This is a genomic window from Streptomyces sp. NPDC017676 (assembly GCF_044329325.1).
In the GTDB taxonomy this organism is placed as follows: Bacteria; Actinomycetota; Actinomycetes; order Streptomycetales; family Streptomycetaceae; genus Streptomyces.
The window spans coordinates 296487-315241 of the sequence record NZ_JBIRJA010000003.1 but is presented as its reverse complement, the minus strand read 5'-3'; the positions used below and the strand labels follow the sequence as shown (position 1 = coordinate 315241).

Annotated in this window: 14 protein-coding genes; 13 read left to right on the top strand and 1 reads right to left on the bottom strand. The window is 73.2% G+C overall.

Annotated features, from left to right (window positions below; genetic code table 11):
- The first annotated feature begins 48 nt into the window (after positions 1-48).
- From ACH4LD_RS09025 to ACH4LD_RS08970, 12 genes are all read left to right on the top strand, one after another.
- Positions 49-2067 (top strand): ABC transporter ATP-binding protein, encoded by a 2019-nt coding sequence (locus tag ACH4LD_RS09025; protein ID WP_398055531.1) that lies wholly within the window; start codon positions 49-51, stop codon positions 2065-2067.
- 111 nt (positions 2068-2178) lie between these two features.
- A complete protein-coding gene (locus tag ACH4LD_RS09020) occupies positions 2179-3135 on the top strand; it encodes an EamA family transporter (protein WP_398055530.1) in 957 nt (318 codons plus the stop codon).
- 135 nt (positions 3136-3270) lie between these two features.
- Positions 3271-4983: an NAD-dependent malic enzyme gene (locus ACH4LD_RS09015; protein WP_398055529.1), complete on the top strand. Its 1713-nt coding sequence runs from the start codon at positions 3271-3273 to the stop codon at positions 4981-4983.
- A gap of 322 nt (positions 4984-5305) precedes the next feature.
- Entirely contained in the window at positions 5306-6100 is a 795-nt protein-coding gene (locus ACH4LD_RS09010) for a TIGR03084 family metal-binding protein (RefSeq protein WP_398055528.1), read from the top strand.
- Positions 6097-7773, top strand: a complete 1677-nt coding sequence (locus ACH4LD_RS09005) for an acyclic terpene utilization AtuA family protein (RefSeq protein WP_398055527.1) — start codon at positions 6097-6099, stop codon at positions 7771-7773. Before ACH4LD_RS09010 ends, ACH4LD_RS09005 begins: the two co-directional genes overlap by 4 nt.
- Complete coding sequence (locus ACH4LD_RS09000) at positions 7770-9368, top strand: acyl-CoA carboxylase subunit beta (protein WP_398055526.1); 1599 nt, start codon at positions 7770-7772, stop codon at positions 9366-9368. Before ACH4LD_RS09005 ends, ACH4LD_RS09000 begins: the two co-directional genes overlap by 4 nt.
- A gap of 8 nt (positions 9369-9376) precedes the next feature.
- Entirely contained in the window at positions 9377-11224 is a 1848-nt protein-coding gene (locus tag ACH4LD_RS08995) for a biotin carboxylase N-terminal domain-containing protein (RefSeq protein WP_398055525.1), read from the top strand.
- 55 nt (positions 11225-11279) lie between these two features.
- Positions 11280-12440 carry an acyl-CoA dehydrogenase family protein gene (locus ACH4LD_RS08990; RefSeq protein ID WP_398055524.1) on the top strand — a complete coding sequence of 387 codons (1161 nt, stop codon included), beginning with the start codon at positions 11280-11282 and terminating at the stop codon, positions 12438-12440.
- A gap of 22 nt (positions 12441-12462) precedes the next feature.
- Positions 12463-14031: a 4-coumarate--CoA ligase family protein gene (locus ACH4LD_RS08985; protein ID WP_398055523.1), complete on the top strand. Its 1569-nt coding sequence runs from the start codon at positions 12463-12465 to the stop codon at positions 14029-14031.
- Positions 14028-14777 (top strand): enoyl-CoA hydratase family protein, encoded by a 750-nt coding sequence (locus ACH4LD_RS08980; RefSeq protein WP_398055522.1) that lies wholly within the window; start codon positions 14028-14030, stop codon positions 14775-14777. The genes ACH4LD_RS08985 and ACH4LD_RS08980 overlap by 4 nt, the downstream gene beginning before the upstream one ends.
- A complete protein-coding gene (locus ACH4LD_RS08975; protein ID WP_132785353.1) occupies positions 14765-15370 on the top strand; it encodes a TetR/AcrR family transcriptional regulator in 606 nt (201 codons plus the stop codon). Before ACH4LD_RS08980 ends, ACH4LD_RS08975 begins: the two co-directional genes overlap by 13 nt.
- 250 nt (positions 15371-15620) lie before the next feature.
- A complete protein-coding gene (locus ACH4LD_RS08970; protein ID WP_398055521.1) occupies positions 15621-16646 on the top strand; it encodes an isopenicillin N synthase family dioxygenase in 1026 nt (341 codons plus the stop codon).
- Between the two features lie 102 nt (positions 16647-16748).
- Here the strand turns inward: ACH4LD_RS08970 and ACH4LD_RS08965 are convergent, their stop codons facing one another.
- Complete coding sequence (locus ACH4LD_RS08965) at positions 16749-17849, bottom strand: citrate synthase 2 (RefSeq protein WP_398055520.1); 1101 nt, start codon at positions 17847-17849, stop codon at positions 16749-16751.
- A 176-nt stretch (positions 17850-18025) separates the two neighbouring features.
- Here ACH4LD_RS08965 and pdxH point away from each other — a divergent pair, with 176 nt between their 5' ends.
- Positions 18026-18712 (top strand): pyridoxamine 5'-phosphate oxidase, encoded by a 687-nt coding sequence (pdxH, locus tag ACH4LD_RS08960; protein WP_132785351.1) that lies wholly within the window; start codon positions 18026-18028, stop codon positions 18710-18712.
- Positions 18713-18755: the final 43 nt, after the last annotated feature.

Below are 18755 nucleotides of genomic sequence, written 5' to 3'. Positions count from 1 at the left end.
ACCCCTTTTCCTCTTCCTGCCGGGAAGGTGATTCGGAAAGGATTTCTGATGGCTGACGAGGGTGAAGAATTCGAATTCGACTGCGAAACACCCACGATTTCCGCCCGTACCGCGTTCCGCCGTTTCTGGCCGCTGACGAAGGGGCTCAGGAAATGGCTGCTGGCCGTCTGGCTGTGCACCGTGCTCGCCGCGCTCGCGGAGACCGAGGCCATTCTGCTGTTCGGTGATCTCACCGACCACGCCCTCCAGCAGGGCTCGCTCGCCGCGTTCTGGAGCCCGGCCGTGAAGTGGCTGGGGGTCGCGGTGGCCGGTGCGCTCGTCGCGTACGCGGGCAACTCGCTGGCCGCGTGGGCCACCGAGCGCTTCGTGATGCGGCTGCGCGAGCACGTCTTCGACCACGTCCAGCAGCTGCCCCCGCACTTCTTCCAGCGGCACCGCCAGGGTGATCTGCTCTCCCGGCTGACCAGCGACGTCGAGGCCATCGAGACGATGGTCGTCTCCGGCCTGGTCGGCGCCGCCTCGGCGGCCTTCTCCGCCCTCTTCTACGCCGTCGCCGCGTTCTGGCTGCGCTGGGACCTGGCCGCCGCCACCTTCGTCCTCGCCCCGCTGTTCTGGCTGGCCGCCCGCCGCTTCTCCGGTTCCATCAAGGACGTCTCCCGCGCGGGCCGGGTCGCCGACGGCGCGATCACCTCCGTGGTGGAGGAGTCCCTCGGCAACATCGTGCTCACCCAGGCGTACGACCGCCGGGACGCCGAGCGGCGGCGGCTGCGCGAGGAGGCGAACGCCTGGTTCCGCGCCTCCGTCCGCTCCACCCGCCTCAACGAGGCGTACGAGCAGCTGGTCCAGGTCATCGAGACGGTCTGTGTGCTCGCCGTGATCGGCATCGGCGCCTGGGAGATATCCACCGGCCGGATGACCCTCGGCCAACTCCTGGCCTTCGCCGCCTTCCTCGGTTACCTCTACCCGCCCGTCCGCGGCCTCGCCCAGCTCGGCCTGACGGTCACCGCGGCCACCGCCGGTGCCGAACGCCTCATCGAGATCCTGGACGTGCGCCCCTCGGTCGCGGACCCCCGGCGGGGCGCGGAGGCGGGCCGCCCGGACGGCACGGTCGAGGTGCGGGACGTCTCCTTCCGCTACCCCGGCGCCGAACGGACCGCCCTCGAAGGGATCTCCTTCTCCGTCAGCCCCGGCGAGCTGGTGATCATCACCGGGCCGAGCGGCGCGGGCAAGTCCACGGTGTCCAAGCTGCTGCTGCGCTTCTACGACCCGGACGGCGGGGACGTCCTCCTGGACGGCGTACCCGTGCGGGACTTCCCGCTGGCCCGGCTGCGTGAGTACGTCACCCTGCTTCCGCAGGAGACCCTGGTGCTGCACGACACGGTGCGCGCGAACATCGCCTGCGGCCGGCCCGGCGCCAGCGACCAGGCGATCGAGGAGGCGGCGAAGGCGGCCGACGCCCACGACTTCATCCTGGGGCTGCCCGACGGCTACGACACCCGGGTCGACCCCCACTCGGCCCGGCTCTCCGGCGGCCAGCTCCAGCGCCTGGCCATCGCCCGCGCCATCCTGCGCGACGCGCCCGTCCTGGTCCTGGACGAACCGACCACCGGCCTGGACGCGTTGGCCGCCCGCCGCGTCGTCAAACCCCTCCGCCGTCTGATGGCCGGCCGGACGACGATCATGATCACGCACGACCTGAACCTCGCCCCCGACGCCGACCGCGTCCTCGTGGTGGACCGGGGCCGCGTCGTGGAGACCGGCCGCCACGACGAACTCCTCGCCCGGGGCGGTGCCTACGCCCGGCTGCACCGCTCGCAGAACAACGCGCTGCTGGACACGGGAGAGCTGCGCATGCCGCTGTGGGAGGAGCGGCAGACACCGGCGCCGGTGTACGCGTACGAGTACGGGCAGGGCAACGGGAGCGGGTCCCGGCACGGGAACGGGTACGCGTACGACGCCGGACACGGGAACGGGAACGGGTACGCGTACGGGCGTGAGGCGTACGCCCCGGCTTCCCCGGACGGCCGACCGTGGTTCCGTGACGAGGAGGCGTGGCCGGGCGGCTGATCCCAGTATCCGGGACAGTTCCGTCAAGGGTTCACGCTCCTGTCGTAGTCCATTACCCTGGACCTGGTAGTACATCGAGATGCACGCACCCGATCAAGCCCAGGACCGCTCGTGACCGTCCCGCTCAGCACCACCACGCCGACCCCGACCACCTCTGGTGACGGCAGGCGCCCCTCCGCCCCGCGCGGCCCGCTCCGCTCACTCCGCTCACTCGGACCCGTCGGGCTGGTGCTCGCCGGTGGCGTCTCGGTGCAGTTCGGCGGCGCGCTGGCGGTCACGCTGATGCCGAGGGCCGGCGCCCTGGGCGTCGTCACCCTGCGCCTGCTCGCGGCGGCCGTCGTCCTCCTGCTGGTCTGCCGGCCCCGGCTGCGCGGGCACTCCCGGGCCGACTGGGGCACGGTGATCGTCTTCGGTGTCACCATGGGTGCGATGAACGGCCTCTTCTACGAAGCGGTCGCCCGCATCCCGCTGGGCCCGGCGGTCACCCTCGAAGTCCTCGGTCCCCTGGCCCTGTCCGTCGTGGCCTCCCGCCGTGCGATCAACGCCCTCTGGGCCGGCCTGGCCCTCGCCGGCGTCTTCCTGCTCGGCGGCGGAGGCTTCGGCGATCTGGACCCCACAGGTGTCGGCTTCGCCCTGGGTGCGGGCGCCATGTGGGCGGCCTACATACTCTTCAGCGCCCGTACGGGCCGCCGCTTCCCGCAGGCGGACGGCCTGGCGCTGGCCATGGCGGTCGCGGCCCTCCTCTTCCTCCCGCTGGGCATCGCCGAGGCCGGCAGCCGGCTCCTGAACCCCACCACCGTCGCCCTCGGATCGGCGGTGGCCCTGCTGTCCTCGGTCCTGCCCTACACCCTCGAACTGCTGGCCCTGCGCCGGCTGCCGGCGCCCACCTTCGCCATTCTCATGAGCCTGGAACCGGCCATCGCGGCCACGGCCGGCTTCCTGATCCTCGGCCAGTCCCTCACCCCCACCGAGGCCGCCGCGATCGCCCTGGTCATAGCGGCGACGATCGGCGCGGTACGCACCCAGACGGCCCGATCGAAGGCCGCCCTCCGGGCACCGGAGGCCTGACGCCCGGTTCCACGGGATCCGCTCCCCGCTTCCGCCCCCGCTTCCGCCCCCCGCTCACCCTGCGCATCCCGCCCCTCTCCCGCACACTCCTGAGTGGGGCCTGAAGGGGCGAAGACGGACGGAAGGCGGAAACTCGTGACCGACGCTCGTGACACCCAGCCCGGCCCGCTGAGGGTCACCGCCCGGGGGCGGGCCGTTCTCGCCGATCCCCGGATCAATCGCGGTACCGCCTTCACCGAGGAGGAGCGCCGCGCCCTCGACCTCGTCGGTCTGGTCCCACCCCGCGTGCTCACCCAGGACGAGCAGGCCGAACGCGCCTACGGCCAGTTCCGGGACCAGTCGGGCGACCTGGCCAAGAGCGTCTATCTGACCGCGCTGCACGACCGCAACGAGGTGCTGTTCTACCGGCTCGTCGGCGACCACCTCGAAGAGATGCTGCCCATCGTCTACACCCCCACCGTGGGCACGGCGATCCGCCGCTACAGCACGGAGTACCGACGCCCGCGCGGTGTCTACCTCTCCGTGGACGCCCCCGGCGACATCGAACGCTCCCTGCGCGCGCACGGCCTCGGCGCCGACGACGTGGACCTGATCGTGGCCACCGACGGCGAGGGCATCCTCGGCATCGGCGACTGGGGCGTCGGCGGCATCGACATCGCCGTCGGCAAGCTCGCCGTCTACACGGCCGCCGCCGGCATCGACCCGCGCCGCACCCTGCCCGTCATGCTCGACGTCGGCACCAACCGCCAGGAACTCCTCGACAACCCCCTCTACCTCGGCAACCGCCACCCGCGAGCCGACCGCGACACCTACGACGCCTTCATCGACGCCTACGTCACCACCGCGACCCGGCTCTTCCCGCACGCCCTGCTGCACTGGGAGGACTTCGGCACCGCCAACGCCCGCCGCATCCTGGACCGCTACCGCGACCGGGTCTGCACCTTCAACGACGACATCCAGGGCACCGGTGCCGTCAACCTCGCCGCCGTCCTGTCCGGCGTCCGCGCCACCGGCACGCCCCTGCCCGAGCACCGGATCGTCGTCTTCGGCGCCGGGACCGCCGGCATCGGCGTCGCCGACCAGTTGCGCGACGCCCTGATCGCCGAGGGCCTGTCCGCCGAGCAGGCCACCGCCCGCTTCTGGTGCGTGGACCGGTACGGCCTGCTCACCACCGACCAGGGCGACCAGCTCCGGGACGTGCAGAAGCCGTACGCCCGCCCCGCCGACGAGGTCGACGGATGGCGCCGGGACGAGAGCCTGCCCGGCATCCCGCTGGACGAGGTGGTCCGCCGGGTCCGCCCGACCATCCTGATCGGCACCTCCGGCCAGGGCGGCTCCTTCACGCGGGAGCTCGTCCGCGAGATGGCCCGGCACACCGAGCGCCCGATCATCCTGCCCATGTCCAACCCGACCGACCTCGCCGAGGCCACCCCCGCCGACCTGCTCGACTGGACCGACGGCAAGGCGCTGGTGGCCACCGGCAGCCCCTTCGCCCCGGTCGAGCGGGACGGTACGACGTACGAGATCGGCCAGGCCAACAACGCGCTGGTCTTCCCCGGCCTCGGCCTCGGTGTGATCGTCGCCCGCGCCTCCCGCATCACCGACCGCATGCTCCGCGCGGCGGCCGACGCGGTGGCCTGCCGGACCGGTGACACCGAGGTCGCCCGCGCCGACGCGCCGGTCCTGCCACCGATCCGCGACCTGCGCGCCACCTCGGAGGCGGTCGCCGTGGCCGTGGCCCGCGCGGCGGCGGAGGAGGGCGTCGCCCGGGCCGGCCTGGACGACGTGGAGGAGGCGGTACGGGCGGCCCGGTGGGAGCCGGTCTACCCGCCGGTGGAAGCGGTGTGACCTCCGGTCCGGGCGGGGCGCCCGGTGCTGTGGCCTGCGGTCGGGGTGGAGCGCGCGGTGCTGTGACCGACGGTCGGGGTGGAGCGGGCTGCGGTGTGACCTCCGGTCCGGGCGGGCTGGAGCGCGCGGCCGTGTGACCTCCGGTCCGGGCGGGGCGAGCCGGTCCGGGCGGTGCCAGCCGGTCCGCCCAGGCCGTCCCCCTCCGCTCGGGCCGTCCTCCTCCGCTCGGGCCGTCCCCCTCCGCCCGCACCGGCCCCCTGTCGGCTCATCAATTCATGCAAGCACGCTTGATTGTTTCTGTGTCCGCTGCCATGCTCCCCCCATGGCCGACCCGACGCCCGTCATCGACGACCTGCGTGCCGAAAGCGGTGAACTCGACCAGCTCGTGGCCGGGTTGAGCCCGGCCCAGTGGGCCCTGCCCACCCCGGCACCCGGCTGGACCGTCGCCCACCAGATCGCGCACCTCGCCTGGACCGACCGCTCGGCGCTGCTGGCCGTCACCGACGCCGACGCCTTCCGGGCGCTGGTGGAGAAGGCGCTCGCCGCACCCGGGTCGTTCGTGGACGAGGGGGCGGAGGAGGGCGCCGCACTCCCGCCCGCCGAACTGCTGGCGGCCTGGCGCGGCGGGCGCGACGCCCTCGACCGGGCCCTGCGCGACGCACCGGCCGGTGCCCGTTTCCCCTGGTACGGCCCGCCCATGTCCGCCGCCTCCATGGCCACGGCCCGCCTTATGGAGACCTGGGCTCACGGGCTGGACGTCGCCGACGCCCTGGGTGTGGTGCGCCCACCCACCGACCGGCTCCGGCATGTGGCCCGGCTCGGGGTGCGGACCCGTGACTTCGCCTTCGGAGTGCACGGACTGACCCCGCCGGCCGAGGAGTTCCGGGTGGAGCTGACCGCACCCTCCGGCCAGGTGTGGGCGTACGGTGACGAACGCGCCGCCCAGCGCGTCACCGGCCCCGCTCTCGACTTCTGCCTCCTGGTCACCCAGCGCGCCCACCGGGGCGACCTCGCGCTGACGGCCACCGGCCCGGACGCCGACCGCTGGCTGGACATCGCCCAGGCCTTCGCGGGCCCGCCCGGCACCGGCCGCCCGCCGAAGGGGGCCGGCCGGTGAACCCACTGCGCATCGGCAACTTCTCCGGCTTCTACGGCGACCGCGCGGACGCCCTGCGCGAGATGCTCACCGGTGGCGAGGTCGACGTCCTCACCGGTGACTACCTCGCCGAACTCACCATGCTCATCCTCGGCCGCGACCGGCTGAAGGACCCGGCCGCCGGGTACGCCCGCACCTTCCTGCGCCAGTTGGAGGACTGCCTGGGCCTCGCCCGCGAACGCGGCGTGCGGATCGTCACCAACGCGGGCGGCCTCAACCCCGCCGGACTCGCCGACGGGATACGGCGGTTGGCGGACCGGCTAGGCGTCCCGGCCCGGGTCGCGCACGTCGAGGGCGACGACCTGACCGCCGCCCACCCGGGCGCCCTCGCCGCCCACGCCTATCTCGGCGGCTTCGGCATCGCCGCGTGCCTGCGGGCCGGCGCCGACGTGGTGGTCACCGGCCGGGTGACCGACGCGGCACTCGTCACCGGCCCCGCCGCCGCGCACTTCGGCTGGGGACCGGCCGACCACGACCCCCTCGGCGGTGCCGTGGTCGCCGGGCACGTGCTGGAGTGCGGGACCCAGGCCACGGGCGGGAACTACGCGTTCTTCGGCGAGGGGGACGTACGGCGTCCCGGCTTCCCGCTCGCCGAGATCCACGCCGACGGCACCAGCGTGATCACCAAACACCCCGGCACCAGCGGCTTCGTGGACGTGGGCACGGTCACCGCGCAACTGCTGTACGAGACCGGCGGCGCCCGGTACGCCGGACCCGATGTCACCGCCCGGCTGGACACCGTACGGCTGAGCCAGGACGGGCCGGACCGGGTACGGATCGAGGGGGTGCGCGGGGAGGCGCCGCCGCCCACGCTCAAGGTCGGGGTCAACCGGCTCGGCGGCTTCCGCAACGAGGTCGTCTTCGTCCTCACCGGACTCGACATCGAGGCCAAGGCGGCCCTGGTGCGCGAGCAGCTCGCCGACGCGCTCGCCAAGTCTCCGCCGCAGCAGGTGCGCTGGGAACTGGTGCGCACCGACCGGGCCGACGCGGACACCGAGGAGACGGCCAGCGCGCTGCTGCGGCTCGTCGTGCGGGACCCGGACCAGCGGGTCGTGGGGCGGGCGCTGAGCGGGGCCGCCGTGGAGCTGGCCCTCGCCAGCTACCCGGGCTTCCATGTGCTGTCCCCACCCGGAAACGGCGCCCCCTATGGGGTCTTCGACGATGTGTACGTGCCCCATGGGGACGTGGACCATATGGCCGTCCTCAATGACGGACGCCGTGTCCCCGTGCCGCCGCCCCAGGACACCCGGCCCCTGGACGCCGTACCGCCCCCGCCCCTCCCGGAACCCCTCCCGGCCGGCCCGACCCGCCGGGCACCCCTCGGCCTGGTCGTGGGGGCGCGCAGCGGGGACAAGGGCGGGAACGCCAACGTGGGGGTGTGGGCGAGGTCGGACGAGGCCTGGCGGTGGCTCGCCCACACACTGACCACCGACGCCTTCCGGCACCTGCTGCCCGAGACCCGCGACCTGCCCGTCACCCGGCACGTGCTCCCGAACCTGCGCGCGCTCAACTTCGTCGTCGAGGGCGTCCTCGGCGCCGGCGTCGCCGCGCAGGCCCGCTTCGACCCGCAGGCCAAGGCCCTCGGCGAATGGCTGCGCTCCCGCCACCTGGACATCCCGGAGACTCTGCTGTGACGGTTCTGCGGACCGCTCTCGACCCCACCGCCCCCGACCACCGGGCCCACCGCGAGGCCATGCTCGCCAAGCTCGCCGAGCTGGAGGCCGAGCACACCAAGGCGCTCGCGGGCGGCGGCGAGAAGTACGTGCGGCGGCATCGCGAGCGCGGCAAACTGCTGCCCCGCGAGCGCATCGAGCTGCTGCTGGACCCCGACACCCCGTTCCTGGAACTGTCCCCGCTGGCCGCCTGGGGCAGCGACTACCCCGTCGGCGCCTCCCTCGTCACCGGGATCGGCGTGGTCGAGGGCGTGGAGTGCCTGATCACCGCCAACGACCCGACCGTGCGCGGCGGCGCCAGCAATCCGTGGAGCCTGAAGAAGGCCCTCCGCGCGAACGACATCGCGCTCGCCAACCGGCTGCCCTGCATCAGCCTGGTGGAGTCGGGAGGTGCCGATCTGCCCTCGCAGAAGGAGATCTTCATCCCCGGCGGCGCCATCTTCCGCGACCTCACCCGGCTCTCCGCCGCCGGCATACCGACCATCGCCGTCGTCTTCGGCAACTCCACCGCAGGCGGCGCCTACATCCCCGGCATGTCCGACCACGTGATCATGGTCAAGGAGCGCGCGAAGGTGTTCCTCGGCGGGCCGCCGCTGGTGAAGATGGCGACCGGTGAGGAGAGCGACGACGAGTCGCTGGGCGGCGCCGAGATGCACGCGCGCGTGTCCGGCCTCGCCGACCACTTCGCCCTGGACGAGCCGGACGCGCTGCGCCAGGCCCGCCGGGTCGTGGCCCGCCTCAACCACCGCAAGGTCCACCCGGACCCCGGCCCGGCCGAGCCGCCCAGGTACGACCCGGAGGAGCTGCTGGGCATCGTCCCCGGCGACCTGAAGATCCCGTTCGACCCGCGCGAGGTCATCGCCCGGATCGTGGACGGCTCCGACTTCGACGAGTTCAAGCCGCTGTACGGCACCAGCCTGGTCACCGGCTGGGCGGCCCTGCACGGCTACCCCGTCGGCATCCTGGCCAACGCCCGGGGCGTCCTCTTCAGCGCCGAGTCGCAGAAGGCCGCCCAGTTCATCCAGCTCGCCAACCAGCGCGACATCCCGCTGCTGTTCCTGCACAACACCACCGGCTACATGGTCGGCAAGGAGTACGAGCAGGGCGGGATCATCAAGCACGGCGCGATGATGATCAACGCGGTCAGCAACAGCAGGGTCCCGCACCTGTCGGTCCTCATGGGCGCGTCGTACGGCGCCGGGCACTACGGCATGTGCGGCCGGGCCTACGACCCCCGCTTCCTGTTCGCCTGGCCCAGCGCCAAGTCCGCCGTCATGGGCCCGCAGCAGCTCGCCGGTGTGCTGTCGATCGTCGCCCGGCAGTCGGCGGCGGCCAAGGGACAGCCGTACGACGAGGACGCGGACGCGGCCCTGCGCGCCATGGTGGAGCAGCAGATCGAGTCGGAGTCGCTGCCCATGTTCCTGTCCGGGCGGCTGTACGACGACGGGGTCATCGACCCGCGCGACACCCGCACCGTCCTCGGCCTGTGCCTCTCCGCCCTGCACACCGCGCCCTACGAGGGCGCGCGCGGCGGCTTCGGCGTCTTCCGGATGTGAGGGATCCCGTGATTTCCAGTGTGCTCGTCGCCAACCGGGGCGAGATCGCCTGCCGTGTCTTCCGCACCTGCCGCGCGTCGGGAATCCGCACGGTCGCCGTGCACTCCGACGCCGACGAGAACGCGCTCCACGCGCGCGTGGCCGACACGGCGGTACGGCTGCCGGGCGCGGCCCCCGCCGAGACGTACCTGCGCGGCGACCTGATCGTGAAGGCGGCCCTGGCGTCCGGCGCCGACGCCGTGCACCCCGGCTACGGCTTCCTCTCGGAGAACCCCGGCTTCGCCCGTGCCGTCCTCGACGCCGGCCTGGTCTGGATCGGCCCGCCCCCGGAGGCCATCGAGGCCATGGCGTCCAAGACCCGCGCCAAGCGGCTCATGGGCCTCGCCCCGCTCGACCCGGCCGCCGTCACCGACGCCGACCTGCCCGTCCTGGTGAAGGCCGCCGCGGGCGGCGGGGGGCGCGGGATGCGGATCGTGCGCCGCCTGGACGAGCTGGAGGCCGCGCTGGAGGGCGCGCGCGCCGAGGCCGCGAGCGCCTTCGGTGACGGTGAGGTCTTCGTGGAGCCGTACCTCGAACACGGCCGCCATGTGGAGGTGCAGGTCCTCGCCGACGCCCACGGCACGGTCTGGCCGCTCGGCACCCGCGACTGCTCCCTCCAGCGCCGCCACCAGAAGGTCGTCGAGGAGGCCCCGGCGCCCGGACTCACCCCGGCGCTCACGGAGGAGCTGCGCACGCTGGCCGTACGCGCCGCACGCGCCGTCTCCTACGTCGGCGCGGGCACCGTCGAGTTCCTGGTCGCCGACGGCCGCGCCCACTTCCTGGAGATGAACACCCGCCTCCAGGTCGAACACCCCGTCACCGAGGCGGTCTTCGGCCTGGACCTGGTCGCGGAACAGATCCGGATCGCCGAGGGCCACGCCCTCGCCGGCGAGCCCCCGCGCGCGCGTGGCCACGCCGTCGAGGCCCGCCTCTACGCCGAGGACCCCGCCCGCGACTGGGCCCCCCAGACCGGCACCCTGCACCGCCTCGCCGTACCGGACGGCGTCCGCCTGGACACCGGCTACACCGACGGCGACACCATCGGCGTCCACTACGACCCGATGCTCGCCAAGGTCGTCGCCCACGCCCCCACGCGCGCGGAGGCGGTCCGCCGGCTCGCGGGCGCGCTGGAGTCCGCCACGGTCCACGGCCCGGTCACCAACCGGGCCCTGCTCGTCCGCTCCCTGCGCCACCCGGAGTTCACGAGCGGACGCATGGACACCGGCTTCTACGACCGCCACCTCGCCGCCCTGACCGAACCCACGCCCGACCCCCGCGCCCCCTTGGCCGCCGCCCTCGCCGACGCCCACGGCCGCTCGCGCTTCGGCGGCTGGCGCAACGTCCCCTCCCAGCCGCAGGTGAAGCGGTACGAGATGGACGGGGAGGAGCACGAGGTCCGGTACCGGCACACGAGGGAGGGCCTCGCCGCCGACGGGGTCCGGGTCGTGCACGCCGACGCGGGCCTGGTGGTGCTCGAAGTGGACGGCGTACGCCGGAGGTTCGAGGTGTCCCGGTACGGCGACCAGGTCCACGTCAACGCCAGCCGCCTCACCGCCCTGCCCCGCTTCCCCGACCCGACGGCCCAGCTCGCGCCGGGGTCCCTGGTGGCCCCGATGCCGGGCACGGTGGTCAGGATCGCCGACGGTCTGACCGAAGGGGCAACGGTTCGGGCGGGCCAGGGCCTCATCTGGTTGGAGGCGATGAAGATGCAGCACCAGATCTCGGCCCCGGCGGCGGGAACGCTCACGACCCTGCACGCCGAACCGGGGCAGCAGGTGGAGCCAGGCGTGTTGCTGGCGGTAGTCGAACCCACCTAGGGGCGCGGGGAACTGCGCGCCCAGCCACGGATCACCCGCAGCCCGAAGGAGTCCGATGACCACCCTCGTCGAATCCGAAGAACACAAGGCCCTCCGCTCGGCGGTGGCCGCCCTCGGCAAGCGCTACGGCCGCGACTACCTCACCCGAACCGTCGCCGAGGGCAAGCCCCCCACCGAGCTGTGGAGCGAGGCGGGAAAACTCGGCTACCTCGGCGTCAACCTCCCCGAGCAGTACGGCGGAGGCGGCGGCGGTATCGCCGAACTGTCCATCGTCCTGGAGGAGCTGGGCGCCGCGGGCTCCCCCCTGCTGATGCTCGTCGTCTCACCGGCGATCTGCGGCACGGTGATATCCCGCTTCGGCACGGAGCAGCAGAAGCGGGACTGGCTCCCCGGACTCGCCGAGGGAAGCCGCCTCATGGCCTTCGGCATCACCGAGCCCGACGCCGGCTCCAACAGCCACCGGATCACCACCACGGCCCGCAGGGACGGCGTCGACTGGCTGCTCACCGGCCGCAAGGTGTTCATCTCAGGGGTCGACATGGCCGACGCCGTGCTGATCGTCGGCCGTACCGAGGACGCACGCACCGGACGCCTCAAGCCCTGCCTGTTCATCGTCCCGACGGACGCGCAGGGCTTCCGGAAGCGACCGATCGACATGGAACTCAACGCGGCCGAGAGGCAGTTCGAGCTGACTCTGGACGACGTACGGCTGCCTGCCGACGCGCTGGTCGGCGACGAGGACGCGGGGCTCCTCCAGCTCTTCGCGGGGCTCAACCCCGAGCGGATCATGACCGCCGCGTTCGCCATCGGCATGGGCCGGTACGCGCTCGCCAAGGCCGTCGAGTACGCCCGCGACCGCACGGTGTGGAAGGCCCCCATCGGCGCCCACCAGGCCATCGCCCACCCCCTGGCGCAGGCGCACATCGACCTGGAGCTGGCCCGGCTGATGATGCAGAAGGCGGCCCGTCTCTACGACACCGGCGACGACGCCGGCGCGGGCGAGGCCGCGAACATGGCCAAGTACGCGGCGGGCGAGGCCTGCGTGAAGGCCGTGGACCAGGCCGTGCACACCCTCGGCGGCAACGGGCTCACGCGTGAGTTCGGGCTCGCCTCGCTGATAACGGCCGCGCGCGTGTCTCGTATCGCCCCGGTGAGCCGGGAGATGATCCTCAACTACGTCTCCCACCAGACCCTGGGCCTGCCCAAGTCGTACTAGGCGCCCCGTGCGAGGAGGAACCGTGTTCCGCAGCGAGTACGCAGACGTTCCGCCCGTAGAACTCCCCATCCACGAGGCCGTCCTGGGCCGGGCCGCCGACTTCGGCGACCAGCCGGCCCTCATCGACGGCACGGACGGCACCACCCTCACGTACGAGCAGGTGGACCGGTTCCACCGGCGCCTGGCCGCCGCCCTCGCCGAGACGGGCGTCCGCAAGGGCGACGTCCTCGCCCTGCACAGCCCCAACACGATCGCGTTCCCGATGGCGTTCTACGCGGCCACGCGCGCGGGTGCCGCCGTCACCACCGTGCACCCGCTGGCCACCGCCGAGGAGTTCGCGGGGCAGCTCGGCGACAGCGCGGCCCGCTGGATCGTCACCGTCTCCCCGCTGCTGGAGACGGCCCGCCGGGCCGCCGAACTCGCGGGCGGCGTACGGGAGATCCTCGTGTGCGACAGCGCGCCCGGGCACCGCTCGCTGATCGACCTGCTCGCCACCACCGCCCGCGAGCCGGAGACCGGCATCGACCCGGCCGGGGACATCGCCGCGCTGCCGTACTCCTCCGGCACCACCGGCACCCCCAAGGGCGTCATGCTCACCCACCGGCAGATCGCCACCAACCTCGCCCAGCTCGAACCCGCCGTCCCGGCCGGACCCGGCGACCGCATCCTCGCCGTCCTGCCGTTCTTCCACATCTACGGCCTCACCGCCCTGATGAACGCGCCCCTGCGCAAGGGCGCCACGGTCGTCGTCCTGCCGCGCTTCGAACTGGAGACGTTCCTCGCCGCGATCGAGAAGCACCGCATCACCGGCCTGTACGTGGCCCCGCCGATCGTCCTCGCCCTCGCCAAGCACCCGGCGGTCAGCCGCTACGACCTCTCCTCGCTGAAGTACGTGATCAGCGCCGCCGCCCCGCTGGACGCCCGGCTCGCCGTCGCGTGCGCCGAACGCCTGGGCCTGCCCCCGATCGGCCAGGCGTACGGCATGACCGAGCTGTCCCCCGGCACCCATGTCGTCCCCCTGGACCGGCTGCGCGAGGCCCCCGCCGGCACGGTCGGCAGGCTCATCGCCGGCACCGAGATGCGGATCGTCTCCCTGGACGACCCCGGCACGGACCTGGGCACCGGCGAGTCCGGCGAGATCCTGATCCGGGGCCCCCAGGTGATGAAGGGCTACCTCGGCCGCCCCGACGCCACCGCCGCGATGATCGACACCGACGGCTGGCTGCACACCGGGGACATCGGGTACGTCGACGCCGACGGCTGGCTGTTCGTGGTCGACCGGGTGAAGGAACTCATCAAGTACAAGGGCTTCCAGGTGGCCCCCGCCGAACTGGAGGCGCTCCTGCTCACCCACCCGGACATCGCCGACGCGGCCGTCATCGGCGCGTACGACGCGGACGGCAACGAGATCCCGCACGCCTTCGTCGTCCGCGCCCCCACCGCCGACGGCCTGAGCGAGAACGACGTCCTGCTGTACGTCGCCGAACGCGTCGCCCCGTACAAGCGCGTCCGCCGGATCACCTTCATCGACACCGTCCCCCGCGCCACCTCCGGCAAGATCCTGCGCCGACAGCTCAGGGAGCACACGTGACGCACCACCCGACCGCCCTGATCGGCCGCACACGCGCGCGTGCCGTCGACACCCTCAGCCTGGACTCCACCGGCACCCGCAACGCCCTGTCCGCCGCGCTCGTCACGGAACTCGCCGAGGCCCTGAGCGACTGCGGCAAGGACCCGGACGTACGGGCCGTGGTGCTCACCCACACCGGTACGACGTTCTGCGCCGGCGCCGACCTGCGTGACCCGCCCGACCCCGACGCCCTGGTGGCCCTGCTCCGGCAGATCGTGGAGCTGCCCAGACCCGTTGTCGCCCGGGTCACCGGCCATGTCCGCGCCGGCGGCCTCGGCCTGCTCGCCGCCTGCGACATCGCCGCCGCCTCCACCGACGCCACCTTCGCCTTCACCGAGGTGCGCATCGGCGTGGCCCCCGCCGTGATCTCCCTGCCGGTGATCCCCCGCGCCGACCCCCGCACCCTGGCCCGTTACTACCTCACCGGCGAGCGCTTCGGACCGGCCGAGGCCGCGCGCCTGGGCCTGCTGACGGTGACGGCGGACGACGTCGACGACGCCCTGGCCCCCGTCCTGGACGGCCTGCGCCGCTCCTCCCCGCAGGCCCTGGCCGAGACGAAGCGGCTGCTCACGGCTAGGGTGCTGGAGACATTCGACCGGGACGCGGCCGAGCTGACCGCGCTCTCGGCCCGGCTGTTCTCCTCCCCCCAGGCCCGGGAGGGGATGACGGCCTTCCTGGAAAGACGTGATGCGGCATGGGTGGTGTGAGTACGACGGAACGGGAGCGCGTTCCCAAGCAGGACCGCAGCCGGGCCACCCGGCAGCGGCTCCTGGAAGCCGCCGTGGCCTGCCTCGCCGAGCGCGGCTGGGCGGGCTCCACGGTCGCCGTCGTGGCCGAGCGGGCCGGCGTCTCCCGGGGCGCGGCCCAGCACCACTTCCCGACCCGGGAAGACCTCTTCACCGCCGCCGTCGAGTACGTCTCCGAGGAACGCTCCCTCGCACTGCGGGCCCTGTTCCCGGACGGCGCCGCCGACCGCCGGGCCGTCGTGTCGGCCCTGGTCGACCTCTACACCGGCCCCCTGTTCCGGGCCGCCCTGCACCTGTGGGTCGCCGCCTGTGACGAGGAACAGCTGCGCCCGCGCGTGACCGAGCTGGAGGCCCGCGTCGGCCGCGAGACCCACCGCATCGCCGTCGACCTCCTGGGCGCCGACGAGTCCCGCCCCGGCGTCCGCGAAACCGTCCAGGGCCTCCTCGACATGGCCCGGGGCCTGGGCCTCGCCAACCTCCTCACCGACGACACCGCCCGCCGCGAACGGGTCGTCGCCCAGTGGGCGGCGCTGCTGGACGAGGCGCTGGGCTGAGGCCGGACCCGGCCGTGCCGGGTCCGGGAGCGTCCCGGGGGAGCCACCGTGCGGGCGCGTTACCCTTGGGCCCATGCTTCCGATGCTCGTTCGCCGACGCCACGTGGACTACGTGCGCGTCACGAGCATGGGCTGTCGGCGCCTCTCCGCCTGACCAGCCCCCCCTTCTCTCTTTCTCCCTTTTCCGGCACCCGGGGGCCGCCACCACCCCTCGGCGGTCACCCGTGCCCCGTACACCCGCGGACGCATCATGACCACGCACACAGTGACGTCGTACGACCAGCTCCCGATCATCGACCTGTCGGCCGCCGACGGCGACCCGCGGGCCCGCGCCCTGCTCCACGCCCGGTTGCACAGCGCCGCCCACGACGTCGGCTTCTTCCAGCTCGTCGGCCACGGCGTGACCCGGGCCGAGACCGACGCGCTGCTCACCGCCATGCGCGCCTTCTTCGCCCTCCCCGAGGCCGACCGGCTCGCCCTGGACAACGTCGGCTCCCCGCACTTCCGGGGCTACACCCGCACCGGCGACGAACGCACCGGCGGCGCCCGTGACTGGCGCGACCAGCTCGACATCGGCGCCGAACGCCCCGCCCGTGTCCCCGGCCCCGGCGAGCCGCCGTACTGGTGGCTCCAGGGCCCCAACCAGTGGCCGGCCGCCCTGCCCGGACTGCGCACGGCCGCCCTCGCCTGGATCGACAGGCTGAGCGGGGTCGCCCACCGGCTCCTGCGGGAACTGCTGACCGCCATCGGCGCCCCGGCCGACTTCTACGACCCGATCTTCGGCGACCGCGCCCACCCGCACCTCAAGCTCGTCCGCTACCCCGGCAGCGCGGACGACGGCACCGACCAGGGCGTCGGCGCGCACAAGGACTACGGCTTCCTGACCCTGCTGCTCCAGGACACGGTCGGCGGCCTCCAGGTCCAGCGCGAGGACGGCCGCTTCCATGACGTCCCGCCCATCGAGGGCGCGTTCGTCGTCAACCTCGGCGAACTCCTGGAGGTCGCCACCAACGGCTACCTCCTGGCCACCAACCACCGGGTCGTCAGCCCGCCCGGCGCCACCGAGCGCTTCTCGGTCCCGTTCTTCTACAACCCCCGCCTGGACGCGAGGGTCGAGCCGCTGCCGTTCCCGCACGCGTCGCGGGCCCCCGGCATCACGACGGATCCGACGAACCCGCTGTACGCCGAGTACGGCTACAACGAGCTGAAGGGCAAGCTGAGGGCCCACCCGCTGGTGGCGCAGCGGCACCACGGGAACTTGTTGACCCCGGCGTGACCAGCTCCCCGGGGCGCGGGGCTGTATCGACGTGCGGCCCCGCCGCGCGGGCGCGACGAGCCACCACAGGCCCGCGGTCGCACCCGCGCCCCGGGCCCCCTCTCAGTGGGCGATATCCGCGTACCCGGCGACGTCCTGGGGCCGGCGCGGGCCCGGCCCCACATAGCGGGCGGAAGGCCGCACCAGCCGCCCCGTCCGCTTCTGCTCAAGGATGTGCGCCGACCACCCGGCCGTACGGGCGCACGTGAACATCGACGTGAACATGTGCGCCGGCACCTCGGCGAAGTCCAGCATGATCGCGGCCCAGAACTCCACGTTGGTGGCGAGCACCCGGTCCGGCCGCCGGTTGTGCAGCTCCTCCAGCGCGGCCTTCTCCAGCGCCTCGGCGACCTCGAACCGCGGCGCCCCCAGCTCACGTGCCGTACGCCGCAGCACCCGGGCCCGGGGGTCCTCGGCCCGGTAGACCCGGTGCCCGAACCCCATCAGCCGCTCGCCCCGGTCGAGCGCCCGCTTGACGTACGCCTCCGCGTCCCCGGTGCGCTCGATCTCCTCGATCATCCCGAGCACGCGCGAGGGCGCACCGCCGTGCAGCGGCCCGGACATCGCGCCCACCGCACCGGACAGCGCTGCGGCGACGTCCGCGCCGGTGGAGGCGATGACCCGGGCGGTGAAGGTGGACGCGTTCATGCCGTGCTCGGCGGCGGAGGTCCAGTAGGCGTCCACGGCCGCCACGTGCTTGGGGTCCGGCTCGCCCCGCCACCGGATCATGAACCGTTCCACCACCGAGTTCGCCTTGTCGATCTCGCGCTGCGGCACCATCGGCAGCCCCTGGCCGCGCGCGGACTGGGCGACGTACGACAGGGCCATGACCGCGGCCCGCGCCAGGTCCTCCCGGGCCTGCGCCTCGTCGATGTCGAGCAGGGGCCGCAGCCCCCACACGGGGGCGAGCATGGCGAGCGCCGACTGGACGTCCACACGGATGTCACCGGAGTGGACGGGGATCGGGAACGGCTCGGCGGGCGGCAGGCCGGGGTTGAAGGCGCCGTCGACCAGCAGTCCCCACACGTTCCCGAAGGAGACGTGGCCGACCAGGTCCTCGATGTCGACGCCCCGGTAGCGCAGGGCGCCGCCCTCCTTGTCCGGTTCGGCGATCTCCGTCTCGAACGCGATGACCCCTTCGAGCCCGGGTACGAAATCGGACATCAGGCGGCTCCTCGTGATGTGTGGGCGGCGGTCACCCCGGTGATGCCCCGATCCGTCGGTGGTCACCCGTGGTCAACCCAACCGCAAAGGGAGCAGCACGATAACCCCCGGTGCCACAGTTGGGGATACCGAGCGACACTCAGTGCCATACCCGTTCGATACGGCAAGATGACCGCGTGACCGACCGTGACCCGCTCCTGGATCCCGTCCTCGATCCCGCCGCCATGCGCAAGCAGTACCGGGCCGACGGCCTCGCCGAACAGGATCTCGCCACCCATCCGATGGACCAGTTCACCCGGTGGTTCGAGGACGCCGCCCGCGCGGCCCTGCACGGCACGCTCTACGAGCCCAACGCGATGGTCGTCTCCACGGCGGACGCCGAGGGCCGCCCCAGCTCACGCACGGTGCTGATGAAGCAGTTCGACACCGACGGCTTCGTCTTCTTCACCAACTACGACTCCCGCAAGGGCCGTGACCTGACACGGAACCCGCACGTCTCGCTGCTCTTCCCCTGGCACCCGCTGGCCCGCCAGGTCATCGTCACCGGCACCGCCCGGCGCACCGGCCGCGACGAGACCGCCGCCTACTTCCGCACCCGCCCGCACGGCTCCCAGCTGGGCGCCTGGGCCAGCGCCCAGTCCACGGTGATCGCCTCCCGCACGGAGCTGGACAGGACTTACGCCGCGCTCGAAGCCCGCTACCCGGAGGACGAACAGGTCCCGGTCCCCCCGCACTGGGGCGGCTTCCGCGTCACCCCGGAGACGGTCGAGTTCTGGCAGGGCCGCGAGAACCGCCTCCACGACCGCCTGCGCTACGTCGCCCAGCCGGACGGCACCTGGAAGGTCGAACGCCTCAGCCCCTGACCGGGACCCGGAGGAGGCGGACGGGAAACGCAGACGACCCGCG